This is a genomic window from Burkholderia arboris (genome assembly GCF_902499125.1).
In the GTDB taxonomy this organism is placed as follows: domain Bacteria; phylum Pseudomonadota; class Gammaproteobacteria; order Burkholderiales; family Burkholderiaceae; genus Burkholderia; species Burkholderia arboris.
This window is the reverse complement of sequence record NZ_CABVPX010000011.1, coordinates 174404-200874: the sequence shown is the minus strand read 5'-3', so window position 1 is coordinate 200874 and position 26471 is coordinate 174404. Positions and strand designations below refer to the sequence as shown.

The window sequence follows — 26471 nt, the reverse complement described above, 5'->3', positions numbered from 1 at the left end:
GCGTGCAATCAATTTTTCATCAAGCATGGCTAAGGTGGCGGGGCTTCACGTCGTCAGTCTGTCCACAACAACATCCCCACTCGATGTCGTACGGAGCCTTGTCCATGCCGAATGTCGCCTTGTCCGCGAAGCGCCGCCGCACGTTGCGCGATCGAACTGTTCCCGCCGTTGCACTCACGCTGATTGCCGCCAGCCTCGGTGCGCAGGCTGCCCCGACTGACGGCGGCGAAAGCCGCTTCGTACCGGGTTTCCTGGTGCTCAGCCGCAGCGTGTACGACAACGTGTCCGCCAACGTGCAGCCCGGCGCGATCCTGCCGCCGAACTGTGCAAAGACCACCGGCGGTTGCGGCGCGGCGTCCGGCGCGCCGAACGACGGTACCTATCCGTACGTGTGGAACAACGATCGTTACGACGGCAGCTTCGGCATCACGTCGCGCATCTTCCTCGACCAGATCACGCCGGCAGGCGGCACCGTCGGCACCCTCGAAGTGCCGAACAGCCTGCAGAAAGGCTTCGCGCACGACCAGATGGTGACGAGCTTCAGCTCGAAGTCGGAACTCGGCCTGCACCTGTCGGCCGACGGCAATTACCTGACGTTCATGGGTTACGTCGCGCCGGTCAACACGATCGACGTGTCGAACTCGAACACGCCGATCGCCGTCGATACGACGAACCCGGACGGGCAGAACTTCTACCGCGCGATCGCGCGCGTCGATCGTCACGGCCATTTCCGTTTCACCGAGACGAATGCGTACAGCGGCAACAACGGCCGCGCGGCGATCCTGAACAACCGCGACGGCCGCGAGATCTACTACACGTCGGGCAATGCCGGCAACGGTGCGAATCCGCAACCGGACAACGTGATCCTCGGCGCGGGCGCGCAGCTGATCGACGGCGCGAAGCATCGCGAAGCGCAGCAGGACCCGGGCGTGCCGACGCCGCTCGCGAGCTTCTCGGTCACGGAACTCGGCGCGAAGGCCGACAAGATCGGCAAGGACGACAACTTCCGCGGCATCGCGGTGCACGACAACGTCGTGTACTACACGAAGGGCAGCGGCGGCAACGGCGTGAACACCGTGTACTTCGTCGATACGACCGGCGCGGCATGCCCGTCTGGCGTCGGCGTGCCGTCGCCGAAGGCCGTGCTGCCGACGGCGCCGCTCGCAGTGAACGCCGCGACGTTGCAGGCGACCGGCCTGCCGAACAACATGTGCGTGCTGGCCGGCTTCCCGGCCACGCCGAACAAGACCGCGACGACGCTGTCCTACCCGTTCGGGATGTGGTTCGCCGACGCGAACACGCTGTACGTCGCGGATGAAGGCGACGGCTACACGGGGGGCGCGGACCTGTACACGCATGCGGCCGCGCAGACGGGCGCCGGCCTGCAGAAGTGGGTGTACGACGCGGGCGCGAAGCAGTGGAAGCTCGCGTACACGCTGCAGAACGGGCTGGACCTCGGCAAGCCGTATTCGGTGGCCGGCTATCCGGTCGGCAACAACGCGGCGACGGGGTTGCCGTGGGCGCCGGCGACGGCTGGCCTGCGCAACCTGACGGGGCGCGTCGAGCGTGACGGCACGGTCACGATCTGGGCGATCACGTCGACGGTCAGCGGCAACGGCGATGTCGGCGCCGATCCGAACCGGCTGGTCGCGGTGCGCGACGTGCTGCGCAACATGAGCGCGACGACGGCTGCCACCGAGAAGTTCGCGGTGCTGCGGACGGCGAAGTTTGCGGAAGTGCTGCGCGGCATCTCGTTCGCGCCGGGCACGGAACCGGGCCGGTCGCACTGACGCGGGTGATGCCCGGCTGACGCACGCGGCGTGCGCACCAGCGAACCCACGCAAAAATGCCCCGAAGGCCGGATGGTCTTCGGGGCATTTTTTGGTACTCCTGCGACGTATGTGTTCGCGATTGCTTTGATGATCGGGCCATTCGTGGCCCGGTCGGGCCAAAAGTGGCCCGGTAAATTTCTTTTACTTTCAAACGATTGGTTTTGAGCGGGCCACGAATGGCCCGATTTCCCCTCGAAAAAAACGATTTTCGCGGCTTCGCGTTCCCCGTCGCTTGTCCGAAAGGCAGGGTGTCGCTGCTAATGTTCTGATATGAAAGGATTAGTTATCGATTCACGGAGATTGGCATAGCAATTGCGTTAGCAATGCAGTCATCACTGATGGCAACACGGTCAGAGGGCCGTGTCGGTTCCAACAACAAGGACTGCATCCATGCCGACTCCCGCTTATATCAGCATTCAGGGCAAGACCCAGGGCAACATCACGCAAGGCGCCTTCACCGCCGACTCGGTAGGCAACGTCTATCAGGAAGGTCACGAAGACCAGATCCTGGTCCAGGAAGTCGAACACTTGATCGCCACCCCGACCGACCCGCAGAGCGGCCAGCCGTCGGGCCAGCGTGTGCACAAGCCGTTCACCTTTACCTCGCCGCTCAACAAGGCCACGCCGCTGCTGTATCAGGCGCTGGCCTCCGGTGAAATGCTCCCCGAAGTGGAAGTGAAGTGGTACCGCACTTCGACCGAGGGCAAGCAGGAGCACTTCTTCACCACCAAGCTCGAAGACGCCACCATCGTCCACATCAACACCGTGTTGCCGCATGCGCAGGACGCGACCAAGGCCGAGTACACCCAACTGGTCAAGGTCGCCATGGCTTACCGCAAGATCACCTGGACCCACGCCATCGCCGGCACCGAAGCCTCGGACGATTGGCGCAAGCCCCAGGAAGCCTGAGCCTGGTCCACTCCGTGCGACTGGCGCGAGCGCTGGTCGCTCACTTCAGCATGTAGATCGCCAGCCCGGTAACGGGCTGGTAAGGAATGCTCATGGTTGATCGAACCGACCTGCGTTTTACCTTCGCCGCTGGCGATGAATCGTTCGAAGTGGTGGAGTTCACGCTGCATGAGGGGTTGTCCGAGACCTTTTTGTTGCAGGTGGAACTGGCTAGCGCGAATCCCGCCATCGACTTCGGTCAGGTGTTCGACTGCAATGGCCTGCTCACGATCTGGCAGGGCGGCGCACCCGTGCGTTACGTGCACGGCGCGGTGTCAAGTTTCGTGCAAGGTGACACGGGCTTTCGACGTACCCGGTATTCCGCGGTCGTCGAGCCGCGCCTGGCGCGACTGAAGCTGTCCTCCGACTGGCGCATCTTCCAGACGTTGAGCGTTCCGGAGATTGCGCAGGCCGTGCTCAAGGCGCATCACCAGACGCTGGATTACGAGCAGCGCGTCACCGCCGAGCATCTGGCACGCGAATACTGCGTGCAGGCCGGCGACACCGATTACGATTTCATCGAACGCATCCTGCGCGAGGAGGGCTTTTTCTACGCCTTCCAGCACAAGGCCGACGGCCACCGGCTGATCCACTGCGATCGACTCTTTATCTTCGGTCGCCAGCAGGGCGAGCCGGTGCTGTATAACCCCACACCCGGCGGCGACCAGTCGCAGCCGTGCCTGCGTACGTTCGCCTATACCGAGAACGTGCGCACCGCGCGCCAGGTGCAGCGTGACTACACGTTCAAGAGCCCACGCTATCCGCACGAATATCCGCGTGAGGGCACTGACCTCGATCACCAGGGCCGCGGCTACGCGCGCTACGACTACCCGGGCCGCTACAAGCACGAACCCAGCGGCAAGGCCTTTACGCAGGACCGCCTGCGCGGCCATCGTCGCGATACGCGTATCGCGCGGGTTAGCGGCGACGATGCGCGCCTGCAGCCGGGCATCGCGTTCGACCTGACCGGCCACCCGCGTGAGGACATGAACCGCGGCTGGCGTCCGGTCAGCATCATCCATCACGGCAAGCAGTACACCAGCCAGGAGGAAGAGAGCGCTGACGCGCGGCAAGGCACGCACTACCGCTATGACGCCGTACTGGTGCCGGACGATACCGAGTGGCGCGCCGAGCCGCTGCCGCGCCCGCGCATCGACGGCCCGCAGCCGGCGACGGTGGTGGGCCCCGAAGGCGAAGAGATCTACACCGACGAGTACGGCCGGGTGAAGGTGCAGTTCCCATGGGATCGCGACGGCAAGCACGACGAGCACAGCTCGTGCTGGATCCAGGTTGCGCAGAACTGGGCCGGTGCGACCTGGGGACATATGGCGATTCCGCGCATCGGGCAGGAAGTGATCATGGTCAACCTGGATGGCGATCCGGACCAGCCTCTCATCATCGGGCGGGCGTACAACCGCCTGCAATTGCCGCCGTACGAGCTGCCGCGACACAAGACGCGGATGACGATCAAGAGCCAGACGCACAAGGGCGAGGGCTTCAACGAACTGCGCTTCGAGGACGAGGCTGATCAGGAGGAAATCTATGTCCACGCTCAGAGGGATCAGAACATCCACGTCAACCACGACGAAACCACCTTCGTGGGCAACGACCGCAGCGAGCAGGTCGAGCACGACGAAACGATCGCCATCGGCAACGATCGCAAAGAAACCGTGGGTCGCGACGAGCAGGTCACCATCGGTCAGGACCGGCGCCACGACATCGGGCAGGACGACTTCCAGGCTATCGGCCGCAACCACACGATCCACACCGGCAAGGATCGAACCGAGGAAGTCGGCAACCATCGCCGCGACAAGACCGTTGCCGATCACACGGTGGATATCGGTGGGCATCTAACGCAGCGCGTGCAGGGCCGTGCCGAACTGGAGGCGGGGCAAGCCATTCGGCATCGCACCAAGGTTGTCGAGTTGCAAGCCGGCGAGGTAATCCGCCTGCGTGGCCCCGGCGGCACGATCACGCTGGATGGCAGCGGCGTGGAGATCGAGGCCATCGCCATCCGCGTGAAGGGCCCAATGGTCCAGGATCGTAAGGGTGCTGGGCACGCGCTTTCGCTATCTGGCGATTCGGTATTCGGTGATCCGCCGGATGACGCTTTCTACCTGACCTTCTCGGGCGATGCCTAAGCACGCGGAATTTTATGGCTAACTACAAATACCCCTTCAAGGACAAGGCCGGAAAGGACGTGGTCGACGCCGATGTCTACTACAGCGCACTCGGCATGGCCAGCGGCGGCTATTACGTGTTCGGACCGTCGGGCGCACATAGCGGCATTCACTATGAGTCGGCGATGGCCAACCTACTGTCCCTCGACGAGGGCATCGGCGCCATGACCAAAGGCGAAGTGGTCGCCTACCGGATCAATCGTGACTACCCGACCTTCCCCGGGGCGGCCAAAGGGCCGACGACCGCCGAATCCACCTCGGCCGGCTTTAGTACCGGCTTTGTTCTGACACGGCATACGTTGGAATACCCGACCGGCAATAAGCTCACGTATTTCTGCTTGGCAATGCACCTGCGTTCGTTTGGCGAATACGAACGCATGGGGAGTGTGGTCAAGCGCCCCGCGTACTGGCCGGCCAAGATCTGTCGCGTCAAGGAAACCGCCAAAGAGAAACAAACTGTACCGAAAGGGGCCACCGATCAGCCGGTCATCGGTTTGAGCGTGCGTGCAAAACCTTCGTTCGCCAAAGACTCGCCCGTCCTTGGCTACCTGCCACACGGTGCTCGCTTCACGGTACTCCAGCGCGACAAACAGTGGGTCAAGATTAAGCGCGTGATCGAGAAAGCGATCGTGCCGCCATCGACCGCGCAGACGGAGGTGCCCGCCACCGCGCATAGCGGATGGGTCTCGATGAGCTGGCTGGAAGCACTAGGCCAGGCGCCGGAGGACTTTGATGTCGTGGTTACGCCAGCGAGCCCGCCGGCGGTCAAAGCTGAGGAACTGCTGGGCCACATGGGTGAGTACCGGCGAGTACAGGATCCGGGGCAGGGCCGCAAGCTGATGCACCACGAGATCATCGTCGGCCCGGAACTGCGCGCCTTTCTGGAAAAGAGTCGTGCTGCTGCGGCAAAGGCCACGCCTCAGCAGAAAACTCTGCTGCGGGTGGCGCCAGATACCCAGTTGCATAACCCGGTACTCGCACCACCGCAGGCTGGTTTGTTGCCGGTGAATACCATTGTCGCGCTGGATGGTACGCCGCCTGACGATGCGCTGTACGTCAAGGTCAAGCCTATGGGGGCGATGCAGTGGATCGACCGCAAAGCCAAGTTGCCGACGGGTGCCAAGGAGGCCAATCTGTTCCGTCTCAACGATGGGGCCGTGTACGCGGCAGCGGAAATTGTTCGCGTGCCGCGGCAGGGGACGGTCGGTCAACCTGGAGCTACGCGCTTCCGCGGGGTTTTCGTCGAGGCTATTAGTCAGACGCCCGTTTGGATCACCAAAGACACGTACGCCACGCTGGTCGGTATCCAAGGACGTAAATTGCTGACGGCCGATCTGCCGCAAGGGTGGGGAAGTTTTCCACTGACGTTCGCAGCCAACGGCCCCAAGAACGGTGTGCAGCCGCAGCATGTGTCGCGGCTCATGATGCAGCAATCGAGACCGGACAGACAAATCCCCACGGAACTACCCAAGGTGTTTGCCCTGGATGAAGCGGGTAACGGCTGGTGGCAGGTGCAACTGAAAACCAGTGGCACCACCGCCATCGGCTGGGTAGGCGAAGTGGGCCATGCTGGTGTTTCCCTGCACTCGCCGCATGAGTGGGTGGACTTCAAACTGATTGAGTCCAAGCCAACCACGGCCGCCTACGGCAGCTATTTTGCCGACTTCAAGCAGATGGAGGAGTTTCAGCGCGGGCGATTGGGAATGAAGGACGCCGATCTCGACGTGCCGCTGCGCGAAGTGCGAGCGCTGCTCGATGCCGATCACGACGGTCAGCTCACCTTGGCCGAAGTGAAGGCAGCTCAACGCGATCACGACACCATCCGCCAATTATCGCGTGTGATCCTGCGCTATCCGAGTGAGTGGAAGGCAGACAAGAAGGCGTGGGATGCCTACGATGCGCTGATTCCCCCGTCATCTAAGACGGCTTGGGAGGCGGAGAAAGCGCGTATCGCACAGTTAGTGTGGTGGGATCAAGTGGCAGGAAAAGTAAAGGGCTTTCCGGTTAAGCCGTTTGTCTTCCACATCCATCCCGTCGCCATGGCCTGCAGTTTCTCTGGATATGCGGCAAGTCGCTTGTCGCGGAAAGGTTTTTGGTTCATCTACTCGCAAGAGGCACGCGAAAACGTTTCGAATGTACTGCATTGGCCAGGTGGCGACAGTGGCGTGACTCTCGGACCTGGATATGACATGGGGGAAAGAAGTGCCCCGAGCATTCGAGGGCAAATGCTAAAGATTGGACTCTCCGAAGCCGTGGCTACCGGAATTTCAGGTGCAGCAGGTTTGACAGGTGCTGCGGCAAAGAAGTTTGCCTCGGAAAACAAAGGCCTGGTTCGGCTTGATCGCCAGCAAGAAGCGGAGTTGCTGCGTGTCGTCGTACCCGCATATGAAAAAATAGTGATAAGAGATATAGATCGGGTTCTCACTCAGAACGAGTTCGATGCGCTCACTTCATTTGCTTACAATCCTGCCGGTCGGTGGCGTAGTCTGGCGACACTGATTAATGCGGGGGATCTTAGCTCTGCCGTGAGAAAGATAAGGGAAGGGGCGTCGTCGGGTGGAGTGGTGCTAGGTGGTCTGGTGAAGCGGCGGGAAGATGAAGTTAATCTTCTGATCGATGGTCGTTACGAATTTCAAGGTGAGGCCATTTCGATTCCATATTTTTGATCAATATTGCATCTTGAAAAATCAAGGCATTTATAAAGCAAGGGTGGAGTGTGAGTAAGGTGCTCGTGGTCTTTCTATTTTTTATATCGCTACCAGTGGTGCGTGCGGGTGAGTTGCCTGGAGGGTTGATTGGGAAATGGGAGGTTGTTGAGATTCATGTGAACAAAAACTTTGGTGGGAGAGTGAATTACGGATGGGATGATCCGAGGCTTAAGTGGAGATTGTTTAACTTCAGTAGTATCGAGATATCCAATAATACACCAGAAGATGAGACGAATTGCGTGACTCCCGAGATTTCGCCGGAGGACGTGAATTTTGACGATTTCCTAAGGGTGTATCTCGGCGGATACGGAAAGAGTTCGTCAAGATCTCCGACCAAAGACTATGAACTTGGCGTGGCCGGAAACACGAACGTGCAAGTGATGCATGTGCTTTGCGGACAAAAGCATTGGAATGGCTTGCTTGGTGGTATTTACGACAACGATCGAGACAACAACGGTTCGTGGTTGCTTATGATGAGCAAACAGCGGGTGTTGCTAAGCTGGTACGACGAGACGATCTTGGTGCTCTCTAAGATCGCGTCAGGTGCCAAGCCCTCGCCCTCCTTTGCTTGCTCAAAGGCCACGCTCCCTACAGAGTGGGCTATTTGCGGGTCGTTTGAATTGGCGGGATTCGACAAGAGCGTCGATTCCGCTTATCGCGTGGCGTTGCGGGACGCGCAGCAGTCTTCGGAAAGTATTGTCGACATTCAGCGCCAGCAGCGCGCTTGGCTCAAAGAGCGTAACCGTTGTGGAAGTAATTCAAACTGCATCCAAGCGGCAATGAAGAAACAACTAGACGGGTATCGGGCCGCGTATTTAATGGAGAGTCGCTGACGATCATGAATGACGACGCGCGTTGCATTACCATTAGAGTCTGCATGCTTTGCTTCCTGCAAATCGGAGCGGTAGAGGCGGCGGAACCAAATTGCGTACACGAGCAAGTCACCAGCGGTCAGGACCGACGCCACGACATCGGGCAGGACGACTTCCTGAGCGTCGGCCGCAACCACACGATCCACACCGGTAAGGACCGAACCGAGGAAGTCGGCAACCATCGCCGCGACAAGACGGCTGCCGATCACACGGTGGATATCGGTGGGCGTCTAACGCAGCGCGTGCAGGGCCGTGCCGAACTGGAGGCGGGGCAAGCCATTCGCCAACGCACCAAGGTTGTCGAGTTGCACGCCGGCGAGGTAATCCGCCTGCGCGGCCCCGGCGGCACGATCACGCTGGACGACGGCGGCGTCACTCTCGACGCCGTGGTGATTCGGCTCAAGGGCCCGCTGATACGCTAAAGCGCAGGCGGGCGAAATGCGCGAGCGCTTGAGTTACTGCGTGGTCAAGATGCCCAGCGAATGGGCACGGAACGATTTCGACAAGCGCTGGAGCTGGCTAAAAGGCATCGAAGGAGAGAGCGCCGTTGCAAACATTGTGTTTCCGATGTGCCTGGGCGATCCGGCGTATGAAAGGCTTAAGCGCCATCACCAGGCCTTAGCGTTTTGGGAAGATGCGGTGGAGAAAGGGCTGACGCTCGAGAAGGAGCATTATCATTTTCATCCGCTGCAGTTTGTTGAGGCGTTCAAGATCTGCGGATGGCTGAGTGAGGATGAGTTAAGGCATGTATATCCAAGCACATATAAAAGAATAACTGATGGCGGGTCTGATGAGGTCGCGCCACGAGCGCTATCTGATAGTCGAAGAGAAAAATACAGAAAACAAATTAATAGAGTAATTCGAAAATACTTGATCATCCAAAACATGAAGAGAATGTCTCATTTATTTGGTCAGGGTGCGGAAGAGTCGAGAACTCTAACTTGGATGAGCGAGCAACGCACAGAGGCGAGTTGCAATCAACTATACGGAGGAAAACTTGGCAATGATCTCCCGGGAGACGGTTATAGGTATAGAGGTCGCGGCCTAAAACAGCTAACGGGTAAATATAACTACTCCGAATACTGGGTATATAGAGGGTGGATTGATCGACGTTCATTTACTGCTAACTGGTGGGCTCCTCATCATCCAAATGCCAATAGGCCAGTTATAGATGGTCCTGCACCTGATTACATTCTCAGTGACGATTTTACGACAATCGATGCGGGAGGGTGGTATTGGGAGGCAACGCCTAATCGTGGTGCGCCACATAATGGGAGCACTATAAATGTTCTTGCGGATGATAACGTAATGGACACGGCGGCCGTGCGGGCGATAACTGTTCAAATTAATGGTGCGGCTGGGGCTCTAAATAATCGTGTATATCATACGCTTCGAATCCATGAAATATTCGGCGACACTCTGTGATGAGAAAATTATTTGCGGCTGTAATTTCAATTTTACTCGCAACTCAGTATGCCTTTTCGGAGGAGGGCCGGGCGATTATTTTGCGAGGCGTAAAGTTTTCCTATCCGTCGGATTTTTATTTTGGGAGTCCGGTGCTGATAAATAAAAATGATTATGATGTAGTTGAGATAAGGGGGAAGGTTAAATCTCCGTTCCCTGTGGATAATCTAGAGCTGTGTTCTCTAGGGCTGGTGAGGTGCTCGGAGGTAACTGGTCAATATGTGATCGAGGAGTTGGGGCGACGAGTTATTTTGGGTGGATATGCTGATGAGGTTTATATTTCAAAAACTAATGGTTGGACATTGTATGAAAGTTATCCTCTGTGCCAAAATCCGGGGGTGGGTGGAAAGATTAATGGATTGGCCGGGCAATGCTATAAGTCTGTGCTTAACAACGGCGAGAAGGTTGTTGTCATTGGGGGTTTTCTTGGAGATGCAAGTTCATGTAGGCCTGACAAGAACTGCTGGAAGAGGCAAGTCATTCGATTTAGATTAATCCAGGATTCCGTTTATAAAGAAAATTAAGGATGGCTCATCTTCCTTGGTCGGTACTGCCTGTGGGCCACACCTAAGAAACACTCATCGTCACGCTGAGCGAATTGTGCGGGGCTATCACACTTGCCACGCACGGCACCAGCGGTACGCTGCGGGGCAGAACGGACGAAGTTGAAGGGGCCTACAACCTCTACAAGACTCTAACGGATATGGTCACTGCGCGCCTGCTCGGCGATCTGCTGGTAGCGGCGGACAACGGCAACTGTGGGAAACAACGTAAGTTTTACCAGGAGCCATCGCAAGTCTCTCTGAGTGCCGGCTAGAGTCCTCGGGGGCAACTAGCAGTTCGAAGGCGTACGGGGAAAGCGCCGATGATGGTTAAACAGACAACATCTGCAAGGACATCATGGAGGGATCGTGACTATCTTCGTGCGACGAAGCGTGCTTATCGCTGTACTGTTTTGGGTCTCCACAGCGACTGCGGGGGAGGTCTATCGCACCGTAGAGGATAAAGAACTGACTGGTCGAAGCCCCGATCTGACTCGGGTAATCATTAGTCATAGGTCGTTTTCTGTCTACAAATCCTTGGGTTGTCGTTTAATAGGCGAGCGAATCGATTTGGATGGCAGGGGCAAGGTATTTCTATTCACCACGGAAGATGCGTGTGGGTGGGGTTCCGCCCTTGGCCCTATTTGGATTGTGCGTGTGGGAAATGATCATGTTGGCAAGGTGGTTTTGGATGCCAGAGGCTACTCTGTTGTAGGTAAATCAGGGTCCTCGCGTGGGATGCTCAATATAGAAGTTCAAAGTGGCAATGCGGCGTTTATAGCAACCCAAAGCTACCGTTTTGATGGTGTGCGATACAGAGCCGTCGGTTCACGACGAGGCGCGGGGGCACCGGATGGTGTTGTTGATTGACAAAAAAGCATCGTGCTCTTTGCCGACAAAATGACGGATAGGTTCAGGCGACCGGATCGGGAAATAAAGCTGCGCCCGTCCGCGGCACCAGCGAGACATACTGTCAGGAAACCGAACAATGTAGATCGGTGCGACCCACGCCTCAAAGCGCTTCAACCAACCTCCGCGTACTCTTCTCGCAATACTCATGACACGCCGCCCGCGCGGCGATCGACGCGCCGTGCACGAACCTTGGCGCATCCGCGCGCCGCGACATCGACACGACGATCGACGGCGGCGACGGCTGCAGCGGCAGCTCGACAACCTCACCGCTTTCAATCAGCGCATCGACGAACAGCACCGGAATCGCGGCGACGCCGAAACCGTCGCGCACCAGCTGTACGATCACCGAGATCGACGGCGAGCCGGTGATGCGCGTCTCCGACAGCGGCACGCCGTGCGCGTGCGCGAGCGTGCGCACGATGTCTTCGAGTGCGCGATGGGGCGCGGTGCCGCGCCCGTAGGTGAGGATCGGCTGGCGCAGCACCTGCCGCGCGAGGCCCGTGCGCGTGTTCGGCAGCAGCCCGGTCCGGGCGATCCAGCGCACCGGGTAGTTCGCGAGCGCATCGCACACGACCGACGCCTCGTCGCTGCCTTCCACGCGGATGATCAGGTCGAGTTCACCGGCCATCAGCCGGCGCTGCAGCACGACGCTGACGTCGACGGTCAGGTCGATTTCCAGTTGCGGATAGTCGGCCGCCAGCCGCCGCATATAGTGCGGCAGCCAGCTGTGCACGACGGTCTCGATCACGCCGAGCCGCAGCTTGCCGCGCAGCGCGCTTTCGCCGGACGCGGCAGCCTGCAGCTCCTGCGTCGCCTCGACCACGGCTTTCGCGTAGCCGAGCAGGTACTCGCCGTTCGGCGTGAGCCGGAATTCACGGCTGTCGCGATCGACGAGTACCGTCTGCAGTTCGTCCTCGAGCGCCTTCAGGCGCTGCGAGATCGCGGCCGGCGTCGCGTGCAGCGCTGCCGCGGTCGTGCGGAAGTTGCGCAGCTTCGCGAGCGTGACGAAGGTTTCGAGAAAACGCGTGTTCATGGCGGTCGGACAAAAGGGTCGATGCGCAGCTTGCCGGTGAGGAAAAGTGAACGGGACCGGGGAAAACCCCAAGATCCGTTAAGAAATTCTATACAAGAGACGCAAAAAAACTCGTTGGCGACAAAATTTTTTCTTTTCTATTCTTCGCCGTATCCGATGACACGCCACCGTCATCCCGACGCCACCCCGATCTGCGACCGAACATCATGACGCCTTCCGAATTCCGCCAGTCCGTGCGCCACGGTGCGTTCCGCGGCCCGACCGCCGGCCACTGCGGCCCGTTTGCGCAAGCGAACCTTGCGATCCTGCCCGACGCGGCCGCGCACGATTTCCTGCGCTTTTGCCAGGCGAACCCGAAGGCATGCCCGCTGCTGGGCGTTGGCGAACCGGGCGCGTTCCGGATCGACGCGCTCGGCGAGGATCTCGACATCCGCACTGACGTGCCGAGCTACAACGTCTACCGTGACGGCCGGTTGACCGAGCGCGTCGAGTCGCTGGAAGCGCTGTGGCGCGACGACTTCGTCGTATTCGCGATCGGCTGCTCGTTCTCGTTCGAGGACATGCTCGCCCGCGAGGGGATCGGCCTGCGCCACGTCGAGGAGGGCCGCAACGTGCCGATGTACCGCACGTCGATCCCGAACCGTCGCGCGGGGATCTTCGGCGGCCAGCTGGTCGTGTCGATGCGGCCGATGCGCGGCGCCGACGCGATCCGCGCGGTGCAGATCACGAGCCGGTTCCCGGGCGTGCACGGCGCGCCGATCCATATCGGCCACCCGCAGGAACTCGGCATCGCGGACCTGAACGCACCCGAATTCGGCGACGCGGTGACGATCCGCGACGGCGAGCTGCCGGTGTTCTGGGCGTGCGGCGTGACGCCGCAAACCGCGCTGATGGACGCGAAGCTGCCGATCGCGATCGCGCATACGCCCGGCCACATGCTGATGACCGACATCACGAACGCGTCGCTGGCCGTATTCTGAAATCCGGGCCGGCAGAAAGACACGCATGACACACCGCACGCACGATCGCCATTCGAACGCGCATAACGACAGGAGTACCACCATGGAAAGCAAGACCCTCGCGGCGCCCGCCGCGGAGCCCGCGAGCCCCGAGCGCAGCGGCCTGTTCTCGTGGTACGCCGATGCGCAGCCGCGCGAGCGCCGCGCGTTCTGGAGCTGCAAGGTCGGCTACATGCTCGACGGGATGGACACGCAGATGCTGTCGTTCGTGATCCCGACGCTCGTCGCGACCTGGGGCATCTCGCTCGCGGACGCCGGCTTCATCGGCACGATCACGCTGCTCGCGTCGGCGCTCGGCGGCTGGATCGCCGGCATCCTGTCCGACCGGATCGGCCGCGTGCGCACGCTGCAGCTCACGGTGCTGTGGTTTGCGGTGTTCACCGCGCTGTGCGGGCTGGCGCAGAACTATCACCAGCTGCTCGCGGCACGCGCGCTGATGGGCTTCGGCTTCGGCGGCGAATGGACGGCCGGCGCCGTGCTGATCGGCGAAGTGATCCGCGCACGCGATCGCGGCAAGGCGGTCGGCCTCGTGCAGTCGGGCTGGGCGATCGGCTGGGGGCTGTGCGCATTGCTGTATGCGCTGCTGTTCTCGGTACTGCCGGCCGAGCAGGCGTGGCGCGCGCTGTTCCTCGTCGGGCTTGCGCCGGCGCTGCTGGTCGTCGCGATCCGCCGCTACGTGAAGGAGCCGGACGTCTACGAGAAGGAGAAGGCTGCGCAGGCGAAGGTGGCCGATGCGCCGCGCCTGACCGAGATTTTCGCGCCGAAGCTGATCACGACGACGCTGCGCGCGGCGCTGCTGACGACGGGCGCACAAGGCGGCTACTACGCGATCACGACGTGGCTGCCGACCTTCCTGAAGACCGAGCGTCACCTCACGGTGATGGGCACCGGCGGCTATCTCGCGATGATCATCTTCGGCTCGTGGGTCGGCTACCTGACGAGCGCGTACCTGACCGACCGCCTGGGCCGCAAGCCGAACTTCATCCTGTTCGCGGTCGGCTCGATGGTGATTGCGTTCGCGTACACGTCGCTGAACCTGACCAACGCGTCGATGCTGTGGCTCGGCTTCCCGCTCGGCTTCTTCGCATCGGGCATCTTCTCGGGGATGGGCGCGTTTCTCACCGAACTGTTCCCGACCCGCGTGCGCGGTTCCGGCCAGGGCTTCTGCTACAACGTGGGCCGCGCGATCGGTGCGCTGTTCCCGTTCCTGATCGGCGCGCTGTCCAAGCAGTACGGGCTCGGCACGAGTATCGGCATCTTCGCGGTCGCGGCATACGGCGTGGTGATCGTCGCCGCGCTGACGCTGCCCGAGACCCGCGGCCGCGAACTCGACGCCGCGTAAGCGGCGGGGCGGCCCGCCCTTCGTTTTCCTTCCCCTTTCATCGACACCGTGACACGGCGCGCGACGCGCGCCGTGCGGCGGCGTTCGTCCCTCGATTCAACGACGCATCGACCCGACATCATGACTGACCGACACCTTTCCCCCGTTCCCTCTGACGCCGCGCGCTGGCAATTCTGGATCGACCGCGGCGGCACCTTCACCGACATCGTCGCGCGCCGGCCCGACGGTACGCTCGTCACGCACAAGCTGCTGTCGGAGAACCCCGAGCAGTACCGCGATGCGGCCGTGGCCGGCATCCGCCACCTGCTCGGCCTCGCGGCAGGCGAGCCGATCACGCCCGCGCACGTCGACATGGTGAAGATGGGCACGACGGTCGCGACCAACGCGCTGCTCGAACGCAAGGGCGAACGCACCGCGCTCGCGACGACGCACGGCTTTCGAGACGTGCTGCGCATCGCATACCAGAACCGGCCGCGCCTGTTCGATCTCGACATCGTGCTGCCCGACGCGCTGTATGAAACCGTCGTCGAGATCGACGAGCGCGTCGGCGCGCATGGCGACGTCGTCGTGCCGCTCGATGTTCAGGGTGCCGAAGCGTCGCTGCGCCGCGTGTTCGACAGCGGTGTGCGTGCGCTCGCGATCGTGCTGATCCACGGCTACCGCTACACCGCGCACGAACGCGCGCTGGCGGAGCTGGCGCGCCGCATCGGCTTCACGCAGGTGTCGGTGTCGCACGAGGTGTCGCCGTTGATGAAGATGGTGTCGCGCGGCGATACGACCGTCGTCGATGCGTACCTGTCGCCGATCCTGCGTCGCTACGTCGAGCAGGTCGCGCACGAGATGCCGGGCGTGAACCTGCAGTTCATGCAGAGCAGCGGCGGGCTGACGCGCGCCGATGCGTTCCAGGGCAAGGACGCGATCCTGTCCGGCCCGGCCGGCGGCATCGTCGGGATGGTGCGCGCCGCGCGCGCGGCCGGCTTCGGCCAGGTGATCGGCTTCGACATGGGCGGCACGTCGACCGACGTGTCGCACTACAACGGCGAGTTCGAGCGCGAGTTCGAGACGCAGGTGGCCGGTGTACGGATGCGCGCGCCGATGATGAGCATCCACACGGTCGCCGCGGGCGGCGGCTCGGTGCTCGGCTTCGACGGCGCGCGGCTGCGCGTCGGGCCCGAATCGGCCGGCGCGAACCCGGGGCCGGCCGCGTACCGGCGCGGCGGCCCGCTGACGGTTACCGACTGCAACGTGATGCTCGGCAAGATCCAGCCCGATCATTTCCCGCGCGTGTTCGGCCCGCATGCGAACGAACCGCTCGACCGCGACGGCGTGGTCGCGAAGTTCGCGGCGCTCGCCGACGAAATCCACGCGGCGACCGGGCGGCGCGAGACGCCCGAGGCGCTGGCCGAAGGTTTCCTGGAGATCGCGATCGGCAGCATGGCGAACGCGATCAAGAAGATTTCCGTGCAGCGCGGCCACGACGTGTCGCGTTACGTGTTGACGACGTTTGGCGGCGCGGGCGGCCAGCACGCCTGTGGCGTGGCGGACGCGCTCGGGATGACGCAGGTGTTCGCGCATCCGCTCGCGGGCGTGCTGTCCGCGTACGGGATGGGCCTGGCCGACCAGACCGCGATGCGCGAGCGCGCGGTCGAGGCCGTGCTGTCCGGCGCATCGTTGCCGGCGCTGAACGCGGCGCTCGACCGGCTGGCCGACGAAGCCGTCGGCGCGCTGCTCGAACAGGGCGTGCCGCCGGAGCGGATCGCGACCGAGCGGCGCGTACACCTGCGCTACCAGGGCACCGATTCGGCACTCGACGTGCCGGCCGGCAGCGTCGACGCGATGCAGCAGGCGTTCGAGGCCGCCTACCGGCAGCGCTACGCGTTCCTGATGCCCGGCACGCCGCTCGTCGCCGAACTTGCATCGGTCGAGGCGATCGGGCGCTCGGACGCACCGGTCGACATTGCGCCGCTGGCGCCGCGCGGGGCGGGTGAGGGCACGACGCCGCGCGCGGATTCCGCGGTGCGCTTTTATTCCGGCGGCCAATGGCACGACGCGGCGCTGTACGTGCGCGACACGCTGCTCGCCGGCGACGCGATCGACGGCCCGGCGATCGTCGCGGAGAAGAACGGCACGACCGTCGTCGAGCCCGGCTGGCGTGCTGAAATGACCGCGCAGGGCAACCTCGTGCTGACGCGCACGACGCCGCTGCCGACGCGCCGCTCGCTCGGCACCGATGCCGACCCGGTGCGGCTCGAGATCTTCAACAACCTGTTCATGTCGATCGCCGAGCAGATGGGGCTGCGGCTGCAGAACACCGCGTACTCGGTGAACATCAAGGAGCGGCTCGACTTCTCGTGCGCGATCTTCGACGGCGACGGCAACCTGATCGCGAACGCGCCGCACATGCCCGTGCACCTCGGCTCGATGGGCGAGAGCATCCGCACGGTGATCGAGCGCAACCGCGACCGGATGCGCGACGGCGACGTGTTCATGCTGAACGACCCGTATCACGGCGGCACGCACCTGCCGGACGTGACGGTCATCACGCCGGTATTTGCCGACGGCTCGGACACGCCGCTGTTCTACGTCGGCTCGCGCGGCCACCACGCGGACATCGGCGGGACGACGCCGGGCTCGATGCCGCCCGATTCGACGCATATCGACGAGGAAGGCGTGCTGATCGACAACTGGCAGCTCGTGTCGGCCGGCGTGCTGCGCGACGCCGACACGCGCGCGCTGCTCGTGTCGGGCCGCTACCCGGCGCGCAACGTCGAGCAGAACATGGCCGACCTGCGCGCGCAGGTCGCCGCGAACCAGAAGGGCGTCGACGAGCTGCGCCGGATGGTCGCGCAGTTCGGCCGCGACGTCGTGCTCGCGTTCATGGGGCACGTGCAGGACAACGCCGAAGAAGCCGTGCGGCGCGTGATCGGCGCGCTGCAGGACGGCGCGTACCGTTACCCGCTCGACAACGGCGCGGAGATTCGCGTCGCGATCCGCGTCGACCGCGCGGCGCGGTGTGCGGAAATCGATTTCACCGGCACGTCCGCGCAGCTCGACAACAATTTCAACGCGCCAAAGGCCGTCTGCATGGCCGCCGTGCTGTACGTGTTCCGCACGCTGGTCGGCGACGACATCCCGCTGAACGCCGGCTGCCTGAAGCCGCTGACGGTGATCGTGCCGGCCCGCTCGATGCTGAACCCCGAGTATCCGGCGGCCGTCGTGTCGGGCAACGTCGAGACGTCGTCCGCCATCACCAACGCGCTGTACGGCGCGCTCGGCTGCGTCGCATCGAGCCAGGGAACGATGAATAACTTCACATTCGGTAACGAGAAGGTCCAGTACTACGAGACGATCGCGGGCGGCAGCGGCGCGGGCGACGGTTTTGCGGGCGTCGGCGCGGTGCAGACACACATGACGAACTCGCGGCTGACGGATCCGGAGGTGCTCGAATGGCGCTACCCGGTGCGGCTCGATTCGCACCGGATCCGTGCCGGGTCGGGCGGCGGCGGCCGCTGGCGCGGCGGCGACGGCGCGGTGCGGCGGATCCGCTTCCTCGAGCCGATGACCGCGTCGATCCTGTCGAACAACCGGATCCATGCGCCGTTCGGCGCGGCGGGCGGCGGCGCCGGCGCGCTCGGCCGCAACACGATCGAGCGGGCGGACGGCACGGTCGAGGCGCTCGACCATATCGGCCGCGCGCAGATGGCGCCGGGCGACGTGTTCGTCGTCGAAACGCCGGGCGGCGGCGGCTACGGCGTGGCCGGCTGATTCGAGCCCCCGGCGCGGATGCCCGCGCCGGGGGCTGAAAACATTGCAACGGACTGGGGAATAAAACCACGCATTCACGCGCAAACGGAATCAAAAATGGCCGAAAACCGGATCGCCGGAAAGCGATCCGACCCTGCCGGAACGGTGCGGAAGCGGTCGAATCCCGATATATCGGATCCGACCGGAAACGCCCGCCCGGCGGGGCTTTCGGTCAATCTCGCCGGCCCCGTTCCGCACTGCCGCAACCGATGTTTCGCACGCCGCCAATCATGAAAAATCCGGCTTGCCAATCGAGTCACGATTCCTTGACACTCTGCTCTAAATGTGAGTGCCAATCCTCATCGTCATTTGATAAGATGGCTCTCATCATTCGTTAGGCAGAACCTGCGCGCATCACGCGCGAACGCCGGGTCGCATTAGCTGGAAACAAGTACGGGACGAGGACCGCTGTCACGGCAATCGCGGCTGCCCTGCCGGGAACGCGCACTGCGCGGCCCGGGAAGGCGGTCGGCCAACTCGCCTCCGTCTACACTGTGCGTTTTTTCTGGATCGGGGCGCTCCATGGATGACGAAAACGATAGCGCGGTGCTCGAGGCGCACGTCGGTACGCGCAGCCCCTGCTGGCGCCTCGGCAGCGACAGCAATGCGCTCGAGCTGGCCGCCGTGCGCGGCCTGACCAACGTCGCCGTCGCGCTGACGGGCGAGCAGGCCGCGCGCATCCGTGCGCTGACGGGCGTCACGTCGCATCTCGTGCTCGAGATCGCGCTGTTCGGCAATCCGGTCAGCCTCCATCTCGTCGGCAAGAAGCTCAACACGACCGACTGGGCCGGCACGGCGTCGGCCTATTCCGATACGGTGTCCGTCGCGGGCGATCTCGCGCACGGGCTCGCGTTCGCCGAGCAGGTCGTGTCCGAAGTGAATTCGCTCGTCGTGATCCTCGACCGCAACGGGATGGTCCAGCGCTTCAATCGCCTGTGCGAGGAAGTGACGGGCAAGCGCGAGGTCGACGTGATCGGCCGCAGCGCGTTCGAGCTGTTCATGAGCCCCGAGCAGGGCGCGCAGTCGCGCACCAACATCACGGGCTTTTTCGCGAGCAACCAGTCGTACGCGGTCGAGCGCTACATCAATACGGTCAACGGGCCGCGTCTGTTCCAGTTCCGCAACAAGTTCGTGCAGAGCGGCAGCGGCATCGAAGAGCAGTTCCTGATCTGCTCGGGCATCGACATCACCGAGGAGCGCACCGCGCAGCAGCGGCTCACCGAGCTGGCGAACACCGACGTGCTCACCGGGCTGCCGAACCGCCATGCGATCAGCGAGCAGATCCGCGCGGCGATCGACGCGGAGAGCCCCGACACGCGCGGCCAGGTCGGCATCCTGTTCCTCGACCTCGACAACTTCAAGCGCGTGAACGATCACTACGGGCACATCACCGGCGACCGCCTGCTGCAGGATGTGTCGTCGATCATCAGCGGCTGCCTGCCGTCCGGCGCGACGCTCGCGCGGCTCGGCGGCGACGAGTTCCTCGTGCTGTTCGAGCACGGCACGCGTCCGCTGCTCGAAGCGACCGCGCAGATCATCCTCGAGCGGCTGCGCACGCCGATCCACCTCGGGCTGATGGAGGTGTACACGAGCTGCTCGATCGGCATTGCGATGCATCCGCAGCACGGCGATTCGCTCGAGACGCTGATCCGCAGCGCCGACACCGCGATGTACGTCGCGAAGGAAGAAGGCAAGCATACGTACCGCGTGTTCTCGCTGGAGATGAACCAGAAGGTCGCGAAGTACATGTGGCTCGACACGAACCTGCGCAAGGCGCTCGAGGAAGAGCAGTTCGTGCTGCACTACCAGCCGGTCGTCGATATCGCGACGGGCGACGTGCACGGCGTCGAGGCGCTGATCCGCTGGCAGTCGCCCGATCGCGGGCTCGTCGCGCCGATCGAGTTCATCCGCTTTGCGGAGGAGTCGGGGCTGATCGCGCCGCTCGGGCGCTGGGTGATGCGTACCGCGGCCGCGCAGGCCGCGGCGTGGAAGGCGAAGGGGCTCGGCATCCGGATCGCAGTGAACGTGTCTGCGCGGCAGTTGCAGGACATGAACATCGTGCACCAGTTCGCGTCGATTCTCGACGGTGCGGGGCTCAAGCCCGGCCTGCTCGACATCGAGCTGACCGAGAGCTGCTTCATCGAGGACGAGGAATCGGCGATCGGGCTGATGCGGCAGTTTCGCCAGCTCGGAGCGGAGATCCATCTCGACGATTTCGGCACCGGCTATTCGTCGCTGTCGCAGCTGTCGCGCCTGCCGCTCGATGCGATCAAGCTCGACCGCACCTTCATCACCGGCATCGACCGCAATCCGCGCTCGCAGGCGCTGGTGCGCTCGGTCGTGTCGCTTGCGAAGGCGCTGAATTTCGCGGTGATCGCCGAAGGCGTCGAAACGCATGCGGAAGCCGATTTCCTCAAGCAGCTCGACGTCGATCACGCGCAGGGCTACTACTTCGCGCGGCCGATGCCGGCGCAGGCATTCGAGGCATGGCTCGCGGAGACGAGGAAGCTCAGGCTGATCGCCTGAGCATCGTTCGCCTGAGCGTCGTTCATGAAGGGGCGCCGCCCGCAAGCGGCGGCGCCCGTCGCGTTACACCGTGCGCAGCTTCGACACGCGCCGGTTCTGCAGCATCACGAGGCGTTCCATGTACGCGAGATCCTTCGGCTCGATCGTGAACGCCGCATGCACCCATGCTTCCGTGATGTCCATCAGCTCGGAGCGCGTCAGCTGGAACACCCGCTCGCGCGCGCGCAGCATCGCGCGCACGCCGTTCAGCTTCGGCTTCATCACGTCGATGAAGGTGCGCGTCGCGAGATACGCGTCACCCGCGTCGAACGTCTGGTCGACCAGGCCGCGATCCTCGTACCACTCGGCGGCGTGCGCTTCACCGGTCGCGATCAGTTGCTCCGCAATGCCCCGATCGGCCTTGCGTGCGACGAGCGAATAGCCACCCATGCCGGGGAACAGGTTGAACGCGATCTCGGGGAACCCGAGCTTCACGCCCTTCTGCGCGAGCATGTAGTGATGCGCGAGCGCGGCCTCGAAACCACCGCCGAGCGCGCTGCCCTCGACCATCGCGATCGAGATCGCCCCGGTGCCGAAGCCCGTGTAGATCTCGTACACGCCGTCGATGCACGAGCGCGCGTAGGCCATCAACTGGTCACGCCGGCCGCTGCGGATCGCGTCGACGAAGAAGCTCAGGTCGCCGCCGACGTTGAACAGCTCGGGGACGAGCGAGCCCGTCACCCAGAAGTCGAACGTGAGGCCCGAGTCGCGTGCGACGCGCGCGAGATGGATGATGTCGGTAACGAGTTGTTGGTTAAAGCACGGCCGCGGCTCCGATCGCAGCATCATCCACATGACATTACGGCCCTCTTCGTAAAAGGCAGTCAGTTGCGACAGTTCGCCGGCTTCGTAAAACGGGCGGCACGCCGGATGGGATTGGAGTTGCATGGTATGTCCTCGTGAGATGTGGTTTTTGAAGACCGCCGCGCCCGGTGCCCTGCGGGGAATCGGGGTGCCCGCAGGGCGCCGGGGGCGAGGCATCGCCATTGTTGCGCGCACAAACTCGACGGATGTGTTGAGTGGGTCACCCGATCGCGCCGTCGGCGATCACGCGGCGGCGGGAAAGCCGGTTACACGCGAATGCATCGGTGCACGACCTGCGTGCAAGGCGGGAAGCCGGTTTCGGGCGGATTTGGCGCGGGACGGGCGTGACTTGGCGGGCTGCGAAGGTATTTCGCGTGTGAATCTATTTCGGGGCGGCCGGCAGCGACGGCGATGCAGAACGATCGTCGCTGCAACGGAAACCGGATGGCCGCGATCGCGGTGCGCGGCACCGTGACGTTGCACACGGCGCGGGCGATCGTGATCGGGGCATCGGCAACGAGACGTCGAATTCGTTCGTCATGCAGATCGATTGGCGAAATCGTCGTGGATCGATGCATGCGTCGGGCGTGCGTGACGTGCCGGTGGCCCGATCGGGTTCGGGCACGGGTCGCAGTACGGCCCGCGCACCCGGTGCAACGGCGGGGCATTCCGTACCGTCGGCTCGTCCGTCCGGGCCGCAATTCGGGCAGGGTATTCACCGATCGCGGCGCGGTTGCATCGAAATTTTTCGACGTTAGAATCCCGCGCGCGTCCTGATTGTGCCGCGCGAAGGCGCGCGCGGCGCCCCGCCCATCCTCATGCCGATGCGCGTTCACGGGAACTTGCCAGGATCGGCCCGGATCGGCCACCATTCGCTTCCGGCCCGACTGCGTCATCCCGCCGCGGTCCGGCCACATACCGACAGAAATGCCAGCTTGCACCGCGCGGCCGACCGAATCGGCGCGCGCGACCGGCTTGGAGGAGAACACCCATGTCAGAAAAACATCGGATCCTGGTGCTGGACGACGATCCGGAAGTGCGCGTCTGGCTGAAGAGCGTGCTGGAAGAGGCCGGGTTCGACGTGTCGGCCGTCGACAGCGCGGCCCGGATGCAGCAGCAGCTCGCGGCCGCGCCGCACGCGCTCGTGATTCTCGACCTGAAGCTGCGCGGCGAGGACGGCCTGACGGTCGCCCGCGAGCTGCGGCGCCGGTCCGACGTATCGATCATCATGATCAGCGGCCTGGGCGACGAGACGGATCGGGTGCTCGGCCTCGAGACCGCGGCCGACGATTTCGTCACGAAACCGTTCTCCGGGCGCGAACTGATCGCGCGGGTGCGCGCCCAGCTGCGGCGCACGATCGAGCTGTCGATGCCGCGCCCCGCGTCGAACGGCGGCGGCCCGCGCTACTGCTTCGACGGCTGGACGCTGGACCTGGCCGCGCGCACGCTGACGCACAACGGCGGCCCGTGCGCGCTGACGCAGGGCGAATTCGAGCTGCTCGCGGCGATGGTGCAGCAGCCGTCGCGAGTCTGGTCGCGCGACCAGTTGCTCGAACATACGCGCGGCTTCGGCATCGACGTGTACGACCGGACGATCGACGTGCTGATCCTGCGCCTGCGCCGCAAGATCGAGCCGAACCCCGAGCAGCCCACCTATATCCGCACGCAGCGTGGCATCGGCTACGTGTTCGCGGTGCCCGTCGTGCGCGTGTGATGCGATGCGCACGACGGTGAGGATGTTGCCGCCCTGGAGTGTCCGGGCCAAGCTGACCGCGACGTTTCTGCTGCTGTTCGGCATCACGCTCGCGGTCGTGGTGGTCGGCGTGCTCGGCATGCGCGCGAACCAGAACGCGCTCGACGAATACGAGGCGAACGTCGTGCCCGAGATCGCCCGCGCGCTCGAGCTGTCGGACAAGGTCGCACAACTCGCCGCGGTCGCGCCGAGCATGATGCTGACCGATTCGCCGGACCTGCTGCACAACGACACCGAGCTGATGCGCGGCCTGCTCGGCGATATCCGGCGGCTGTCGCCGGGCTTCGGCAAACAGCCGGGCCCCGCCGCGAAGGCGGGCGAGCAGCTCGCGGTGATCGACGATCTCGACGCGATCGACCAGGATCTCGCCCGGCTGCTGATCGTGTCGGGCCGGCAGCGACAGCTCAAGGAGGAGTTGAGCGCCCTGCGCCTCGCGAACGACCGCATCGGCGACGGCATCGCGCGCGACAAGAGCGTGATCGCGCAGCAGGCGCCGACGCTGCTCGAGATCTGGGCCCGTACGGCCGGTGCGCTGCAGGCGGCCAACGCGGCGGAGCTCGGCAGCGCGGAAAGCGACAACGAGGCACTGTGGCTGCGCGTGCGCGAACGCGCCGAAGACCGCCGCCAGCCGGTGCTTGCCGAGGCGCTGCAGCAACTCGACGGCGGCGCGCGCAGCGTGTTCGCGGTGCGCCGCGAGTTTCTGTCGAGCGAAGCGCAGACGGGTTATCTCGTCACGCTCCTGCGCGGCCACGCGGATCACCTGAGCGGCAAGTCGGCGCGCTACGTCGAGCGCTTGCGGCAGATCGCCAGCGAGCGCAGCGACAAGGTGCGCAAGGTCGCGGTCTCCAGCCAGTCGGGCCTGTTGCTGCTGGCCGTCGCGGGCGTCGTGGTGGCGTTGCTCGGCGTCGCGTATGCGAGCCGCATCCTGCACAAGCTGCAGGCGATGACGCGCGTGATGGCGCGACTCGCGAAAGGGATCACGTCCGACCGGATGCCGTCGACGCACCGGCCGGACGAGATCGGCGAGCTGGCGCGCGCGTTCGAGGTGTTCCGCACCAACCTGATCGAGAAGGAGCAACTGACCCACGGGCTCGAGTCGCAGCGCCGCCTGCAGGAGTCGGTGCTCAACTCGATGAACGACGGGGTGTCGGTTCACGACACGCACGGCAGCCTGATCGCGTGGAATCCGACCTTCGCGACGCTGCTCGGGATCGACCCGGGCACGCTGTACGCGGGCCTGTCGCTCGCGATGCTGCGGCAGGCCATGCATCAGCCCGCGCGCTGGCGCCAGGTGTCGCGCGAGACCGCGACCCGCACATCCGACGGCGCGCGCATCGCCGCGTCGGCCGAACTGCACCTGCGCGACCAGCGGACCCTCGAATTCCACTGCCAGCCGCTTCCGGACGGCGGCTGGGTGGCGGTCTGCCGCGACCTGACGAGCCGGCGTGCGGTCGAGGCCGAGTTGCGTCAGGCGCAGAAGATGGACGTGCTCGGCCAGTTGACGGGCGGCGTCGCGCACGATTTCAACAACTTCCTGGTCGCGATACTCGGCAACCTCGAACTGCTGCTGCCGCGGCTCGACGGCCAGCAGGATGCGCAGACGATGGCCGAGCGGGCGCGCCGCGCGGCCGAACGCGCGTCGCGGCTCACGCGGCGGCTGCTCGCGTTCGCGCGGCGCCAGCCGCTGCAGGCCGAACGCGTGTCGGTCAGGGCGATGCTCGCGGAGATGCTCGATCTCGTCGAATACTCGGCGGGCCAGCGGGTGGCCGTCGTGCTGGAGCCGGCCACCGACGCGATGTGGGTGAACGTCGACCGCGGCCAGCTCGAGAACGCCGTCCTCAACCTGGCGCTCAACAGCGCCGCCGCGATGCCGGTCGGCGGGACGCTGGCACTGGCCGCGCGCCGCGCACCGGCGTCCGACGGTGCGTCCGCGCCGCACGCGATCGTGCTGAGCGTCACCGACACGGGTTGCGGGATCGCCCCGGTGCTGCTCGACAAGGTAATCGAGCCGTTTTTCACGACCAAGGCGGCCGGCGAGGGGAGTGGGCTCGGGCTCAGCAGCGTCTACGGCTTCGTGCGCCAGAGCGGCGGCGATCTGCGCATCCACAGCGAGGTCGGCCAGGGCACGCGCGTCGAGCTGTGGCTGCCCGAGAGCGCGCCGCCCGAACGGCGCGCCGCGCCGGCCGTCACGGTGGCCGCGCCCGTTACCGGGCAGGCCGGTGCCCGTGTGCTCGTGGTCGACGACGATCCGGAGGTGCGCGACACGGCGCTCAGCCAGTTCGCGGCGCTCGGCGCGCGGGCCGACGCAGTGGCGACCGGCGACGCGGCATTGCGCTGGCTGGCCGAGCACGGCCCCGTCACGCTCGTGCTGTCGGACATCTCGCTCGGCGCGGGCGGCAGCGGCATCGCGTTCGCGGCGCGGCTCGCCGAGCGCTGGCCGGCGCAGCGCGTCGCCCTCACCTCGGGCCTGCCGCCCGAGATTCATCAGACCCATCCCGACTGGCGCGCCGACCTGCCGTTCGTGCCGAAGCCGTTCGATCTGGCGGCGCTCGCCGCGCTGCTGGGCTGACGCGCGACGGCGATTGTTTCGATTGTTAATGGCGCGGCGCGTTTCCGAAATTTTCGATTAACCGGACTGGAGTCTCATAGACCCACGGCACCCGGCGACGCGCTTGCGACACCGCGGCGCACGA

General features: G+C 64.0%; 17 protein-coding genes. 14 read left to right on the top strand and 3 right to left on the bottom strand.

The features are described 5' to 3' along the window. The first annotated feature begins 104 nt into the window (after window positions 1–104). The 8 genes from BLA15945_RS16020 (at window position 105) to BLA15945_RS15985 (ending at window position 10528) form a co-directional block, all read left to right on the top strand. Window positions 105–1790 (top strand): hypothetical protein, encoded by a 1686-nt coding sequence (locus tag BLA15945_RS16020; RefSeq protein ID WP_174992893.1) that lies wholly within the window; start codon window positions 105–107, stop codon window positions 1788–1790. A 432-nt stretch (window positions 1791–2222) separates the two neighbouring features. Further along, window positions 2223–2741 (top strand): Hcp family type VI secretion system effector, encoded by a 519-nt coding sequence (locus BLA15945_RS16015; protein ID WP_174992892.1) that lies wholly within the window; start codon window positions 2223–2225, stop codon window positions 2739–2741. Window positions 2742–2833: 92 nt separating this feature from the next. Further along, window positions 2834–4921, top strand: a complete 2088-nt coding sequence (locus BLA15945_RS16010; RefSeq protein WP_174992891.1) for a type VI secretion system Vgr family protein — start codon at window positions 2834–2836, stop codon at window positions 4919–4921. Between the two features lie 14 nt (window positions 4922–4935). Further along, the gene (locus BLA15945_RS16005; protein WP_174992890.1) at window positions 4936–7626 is read left to right on the top strand and encodes a glycoside hydrolase family protein; all 2691 of its coding nucleotides are present in this window, start codon (window positions 4936–4938) and stop codon (window positions 7624–7626) included. A gap of 50 nt (window positions 7627–7676) precedes the next feature. Further along, window positions 7677–8501, top strand: coding sequence for a lysozyme inhibitor LprI family protein (locus BLA15945_RS16000; protein ID WP_174992889.1), 825 nt, complete (start codon window positions 7677–7679; stop codon window positions 8499–8501). A 5-nt stretch (window positions 8502–8506) separates the two neighbouring features. Continuing rightward, window positions 8507–8962 (top strand): bacteriophage T4 gp5 trimerisation domain-containing protein, encoded by a 456-nt coding sequence (locus BLA15945_RS15995; RefSeq protein ID WP_217468157.1) that lies wholly within the window; start codon window positions 8507–8509, stop codon window positions 8960–8962. Between the two features lie 16 nt (window positions 8963–8978). Then, window positions 8979–9965, top strand: coding sequence for a glycoside hydrolase family 19 protein (locus BLA15945_RS15990; RefSeq protein WP_174992887.1), 987 nt, complete (start codon window positions 8979–8981; stop codon window positions 9963–9965). Next, window positions 9965–10528: a hypothetical protein gene (locus BLA15945_RS15985; protein ID WP_174992886.1), complete on the top strand. Its 564-nt coding sequence runs from the start codon at window positions 9965–9967 to the stop codon at window positions 10526–10528. Before BLA15945_RS15990 ends, BLA15945_RS15985 begins: the two co-directional genes overlap by 1 nt. Before the next feature lie 1030 nt (window positions 10529–11558). Here the strand turns inward: BLA15945_RS15985 and BLA15945_RS15980 are convergent. Further along, entirely contained in the window at window positions 11559–12491 is a 933-nt protein-coding gene (locus BLA15945_RS15980) for a LysR family transcriptional regulator (RefSeq protein ID WP_059237625.1), read from the bottom strand. A gap of 206 nt (window positions 12492–12697) precedes the next feature. Here BLA15945_RS15980 and BLA15945_RS15975 point away from each other — a divergent pair, with 206 nt between their 5' ends. The 4 genes from BLA15945_RS15975 to pdeR all read left to right on the top strand — a co-directional run bounded on the left by BLA15945_RS15975 (window position 12698) and on the right by pdeR (window position 21182). Further along, window positions 12698–13471: a putative hydro-lyase gene (locus BLA15945_RS15975; protein ID WP_059237624.1), complete on the top strand. Its 774-nt coding sequence runs from the start codon at window positions 12698–12700 to the stop codon at window positions 13469–13471. Window positions 13472–13553: 82 nt separating this feature from the next. Next, window positions 13554–14852, top strand: a complete 1299-nt coding sequence (locus tag BLA15945_RS15970) for an MFS transporter (RefSeq protein WP_059237623.1) — start codon at window positions 13554–13556, stop codon at window positions 14850–14852. A gap of 120 nt (window positions 14853–14972) precedes the next feature. Next, a complete protein-coding gene (locus tag BLA15945_RS15965; RefSeq protein WP_174992885.1) occupies window positions 14973–18617 on the top strand; it encodes a hydantoinase B/oxoprolinase family protein in 3645 nt (1214 codons plus the stop codon). 561 nt (window positions 18618–19178) lie between these two features. Next, the gene (gene pdeR / locus BLA15945_RS15960; RefSeq protein WP_059237621.1) at window positions 19179–21182 is read left to right on the top strand and encodes a cyclic di-GMP phosphodiesterase; all 2004 of its coding nucleotides are present in this window, start codon (window positions 19179–19181) and stop codon (window positions 21180–21182) included. A gap of 63 nt (window positions 21183–21245) precedes the next feature. On the opposite strand, the gene BLA15945_RS15955 is transcribed toward pdeR, so the two are convergent. Continuing rightward, window positions 21246–22109, bottom strand: a complete 864-nt coding sequence (locus BLA15945_RS15955; protein WP_059237620.1) for a crotonase/enoyl-CoA hydratase family protein — start codon at window positions 22107–22109, stop codon at window positions 21246–21248. A gap of 182 nt (window positions 22110–22291) precedes the next feature. Next, window positions 22292–22603 carry a hypothetical protein gene (locus BLA15945_RS15950; protein WP_217468156.1) on the bottom strand — a complete coding sequence of 104 codons (312 nt, stop codon included), beginning with the start codon at window positions 22601–22603 and terminating at the stop codon, window positions 22292–22294. 413 nt (window positions 22604–23016) lie between these two features. On the opposite strand from BLA15945_RS15950, the gene BLA15945_RS15945 reads away from it, so the two are divergent. Continuing rightward, window positions 23017–23739, top strand: a complete 723-nt coding sequence (locus tag BLA15945_RS15945) for a winged helix-turn-helix domain-containing protein (RefSeq protein ID WP_059237619.1) — start codon at window positions 23017–23019, stop codon at window positions 23737–23739. A 22-nt stretch (window positions 23740–23761) separates the two neighbouring features. After that, the gene (locus BLA15945_RS15940) at window positions 23762–26347 is read left to right on the top strand and encodes an ATP-binding protein (protein ID WP_233464235.1); all 2586 of its coding nucleotides are present in this window, start codon (window positions 23762–23764) and stop codon (window positions 26345–26347) included. Window positions 26348–26471: the final 124 nt, after the last annotated feature.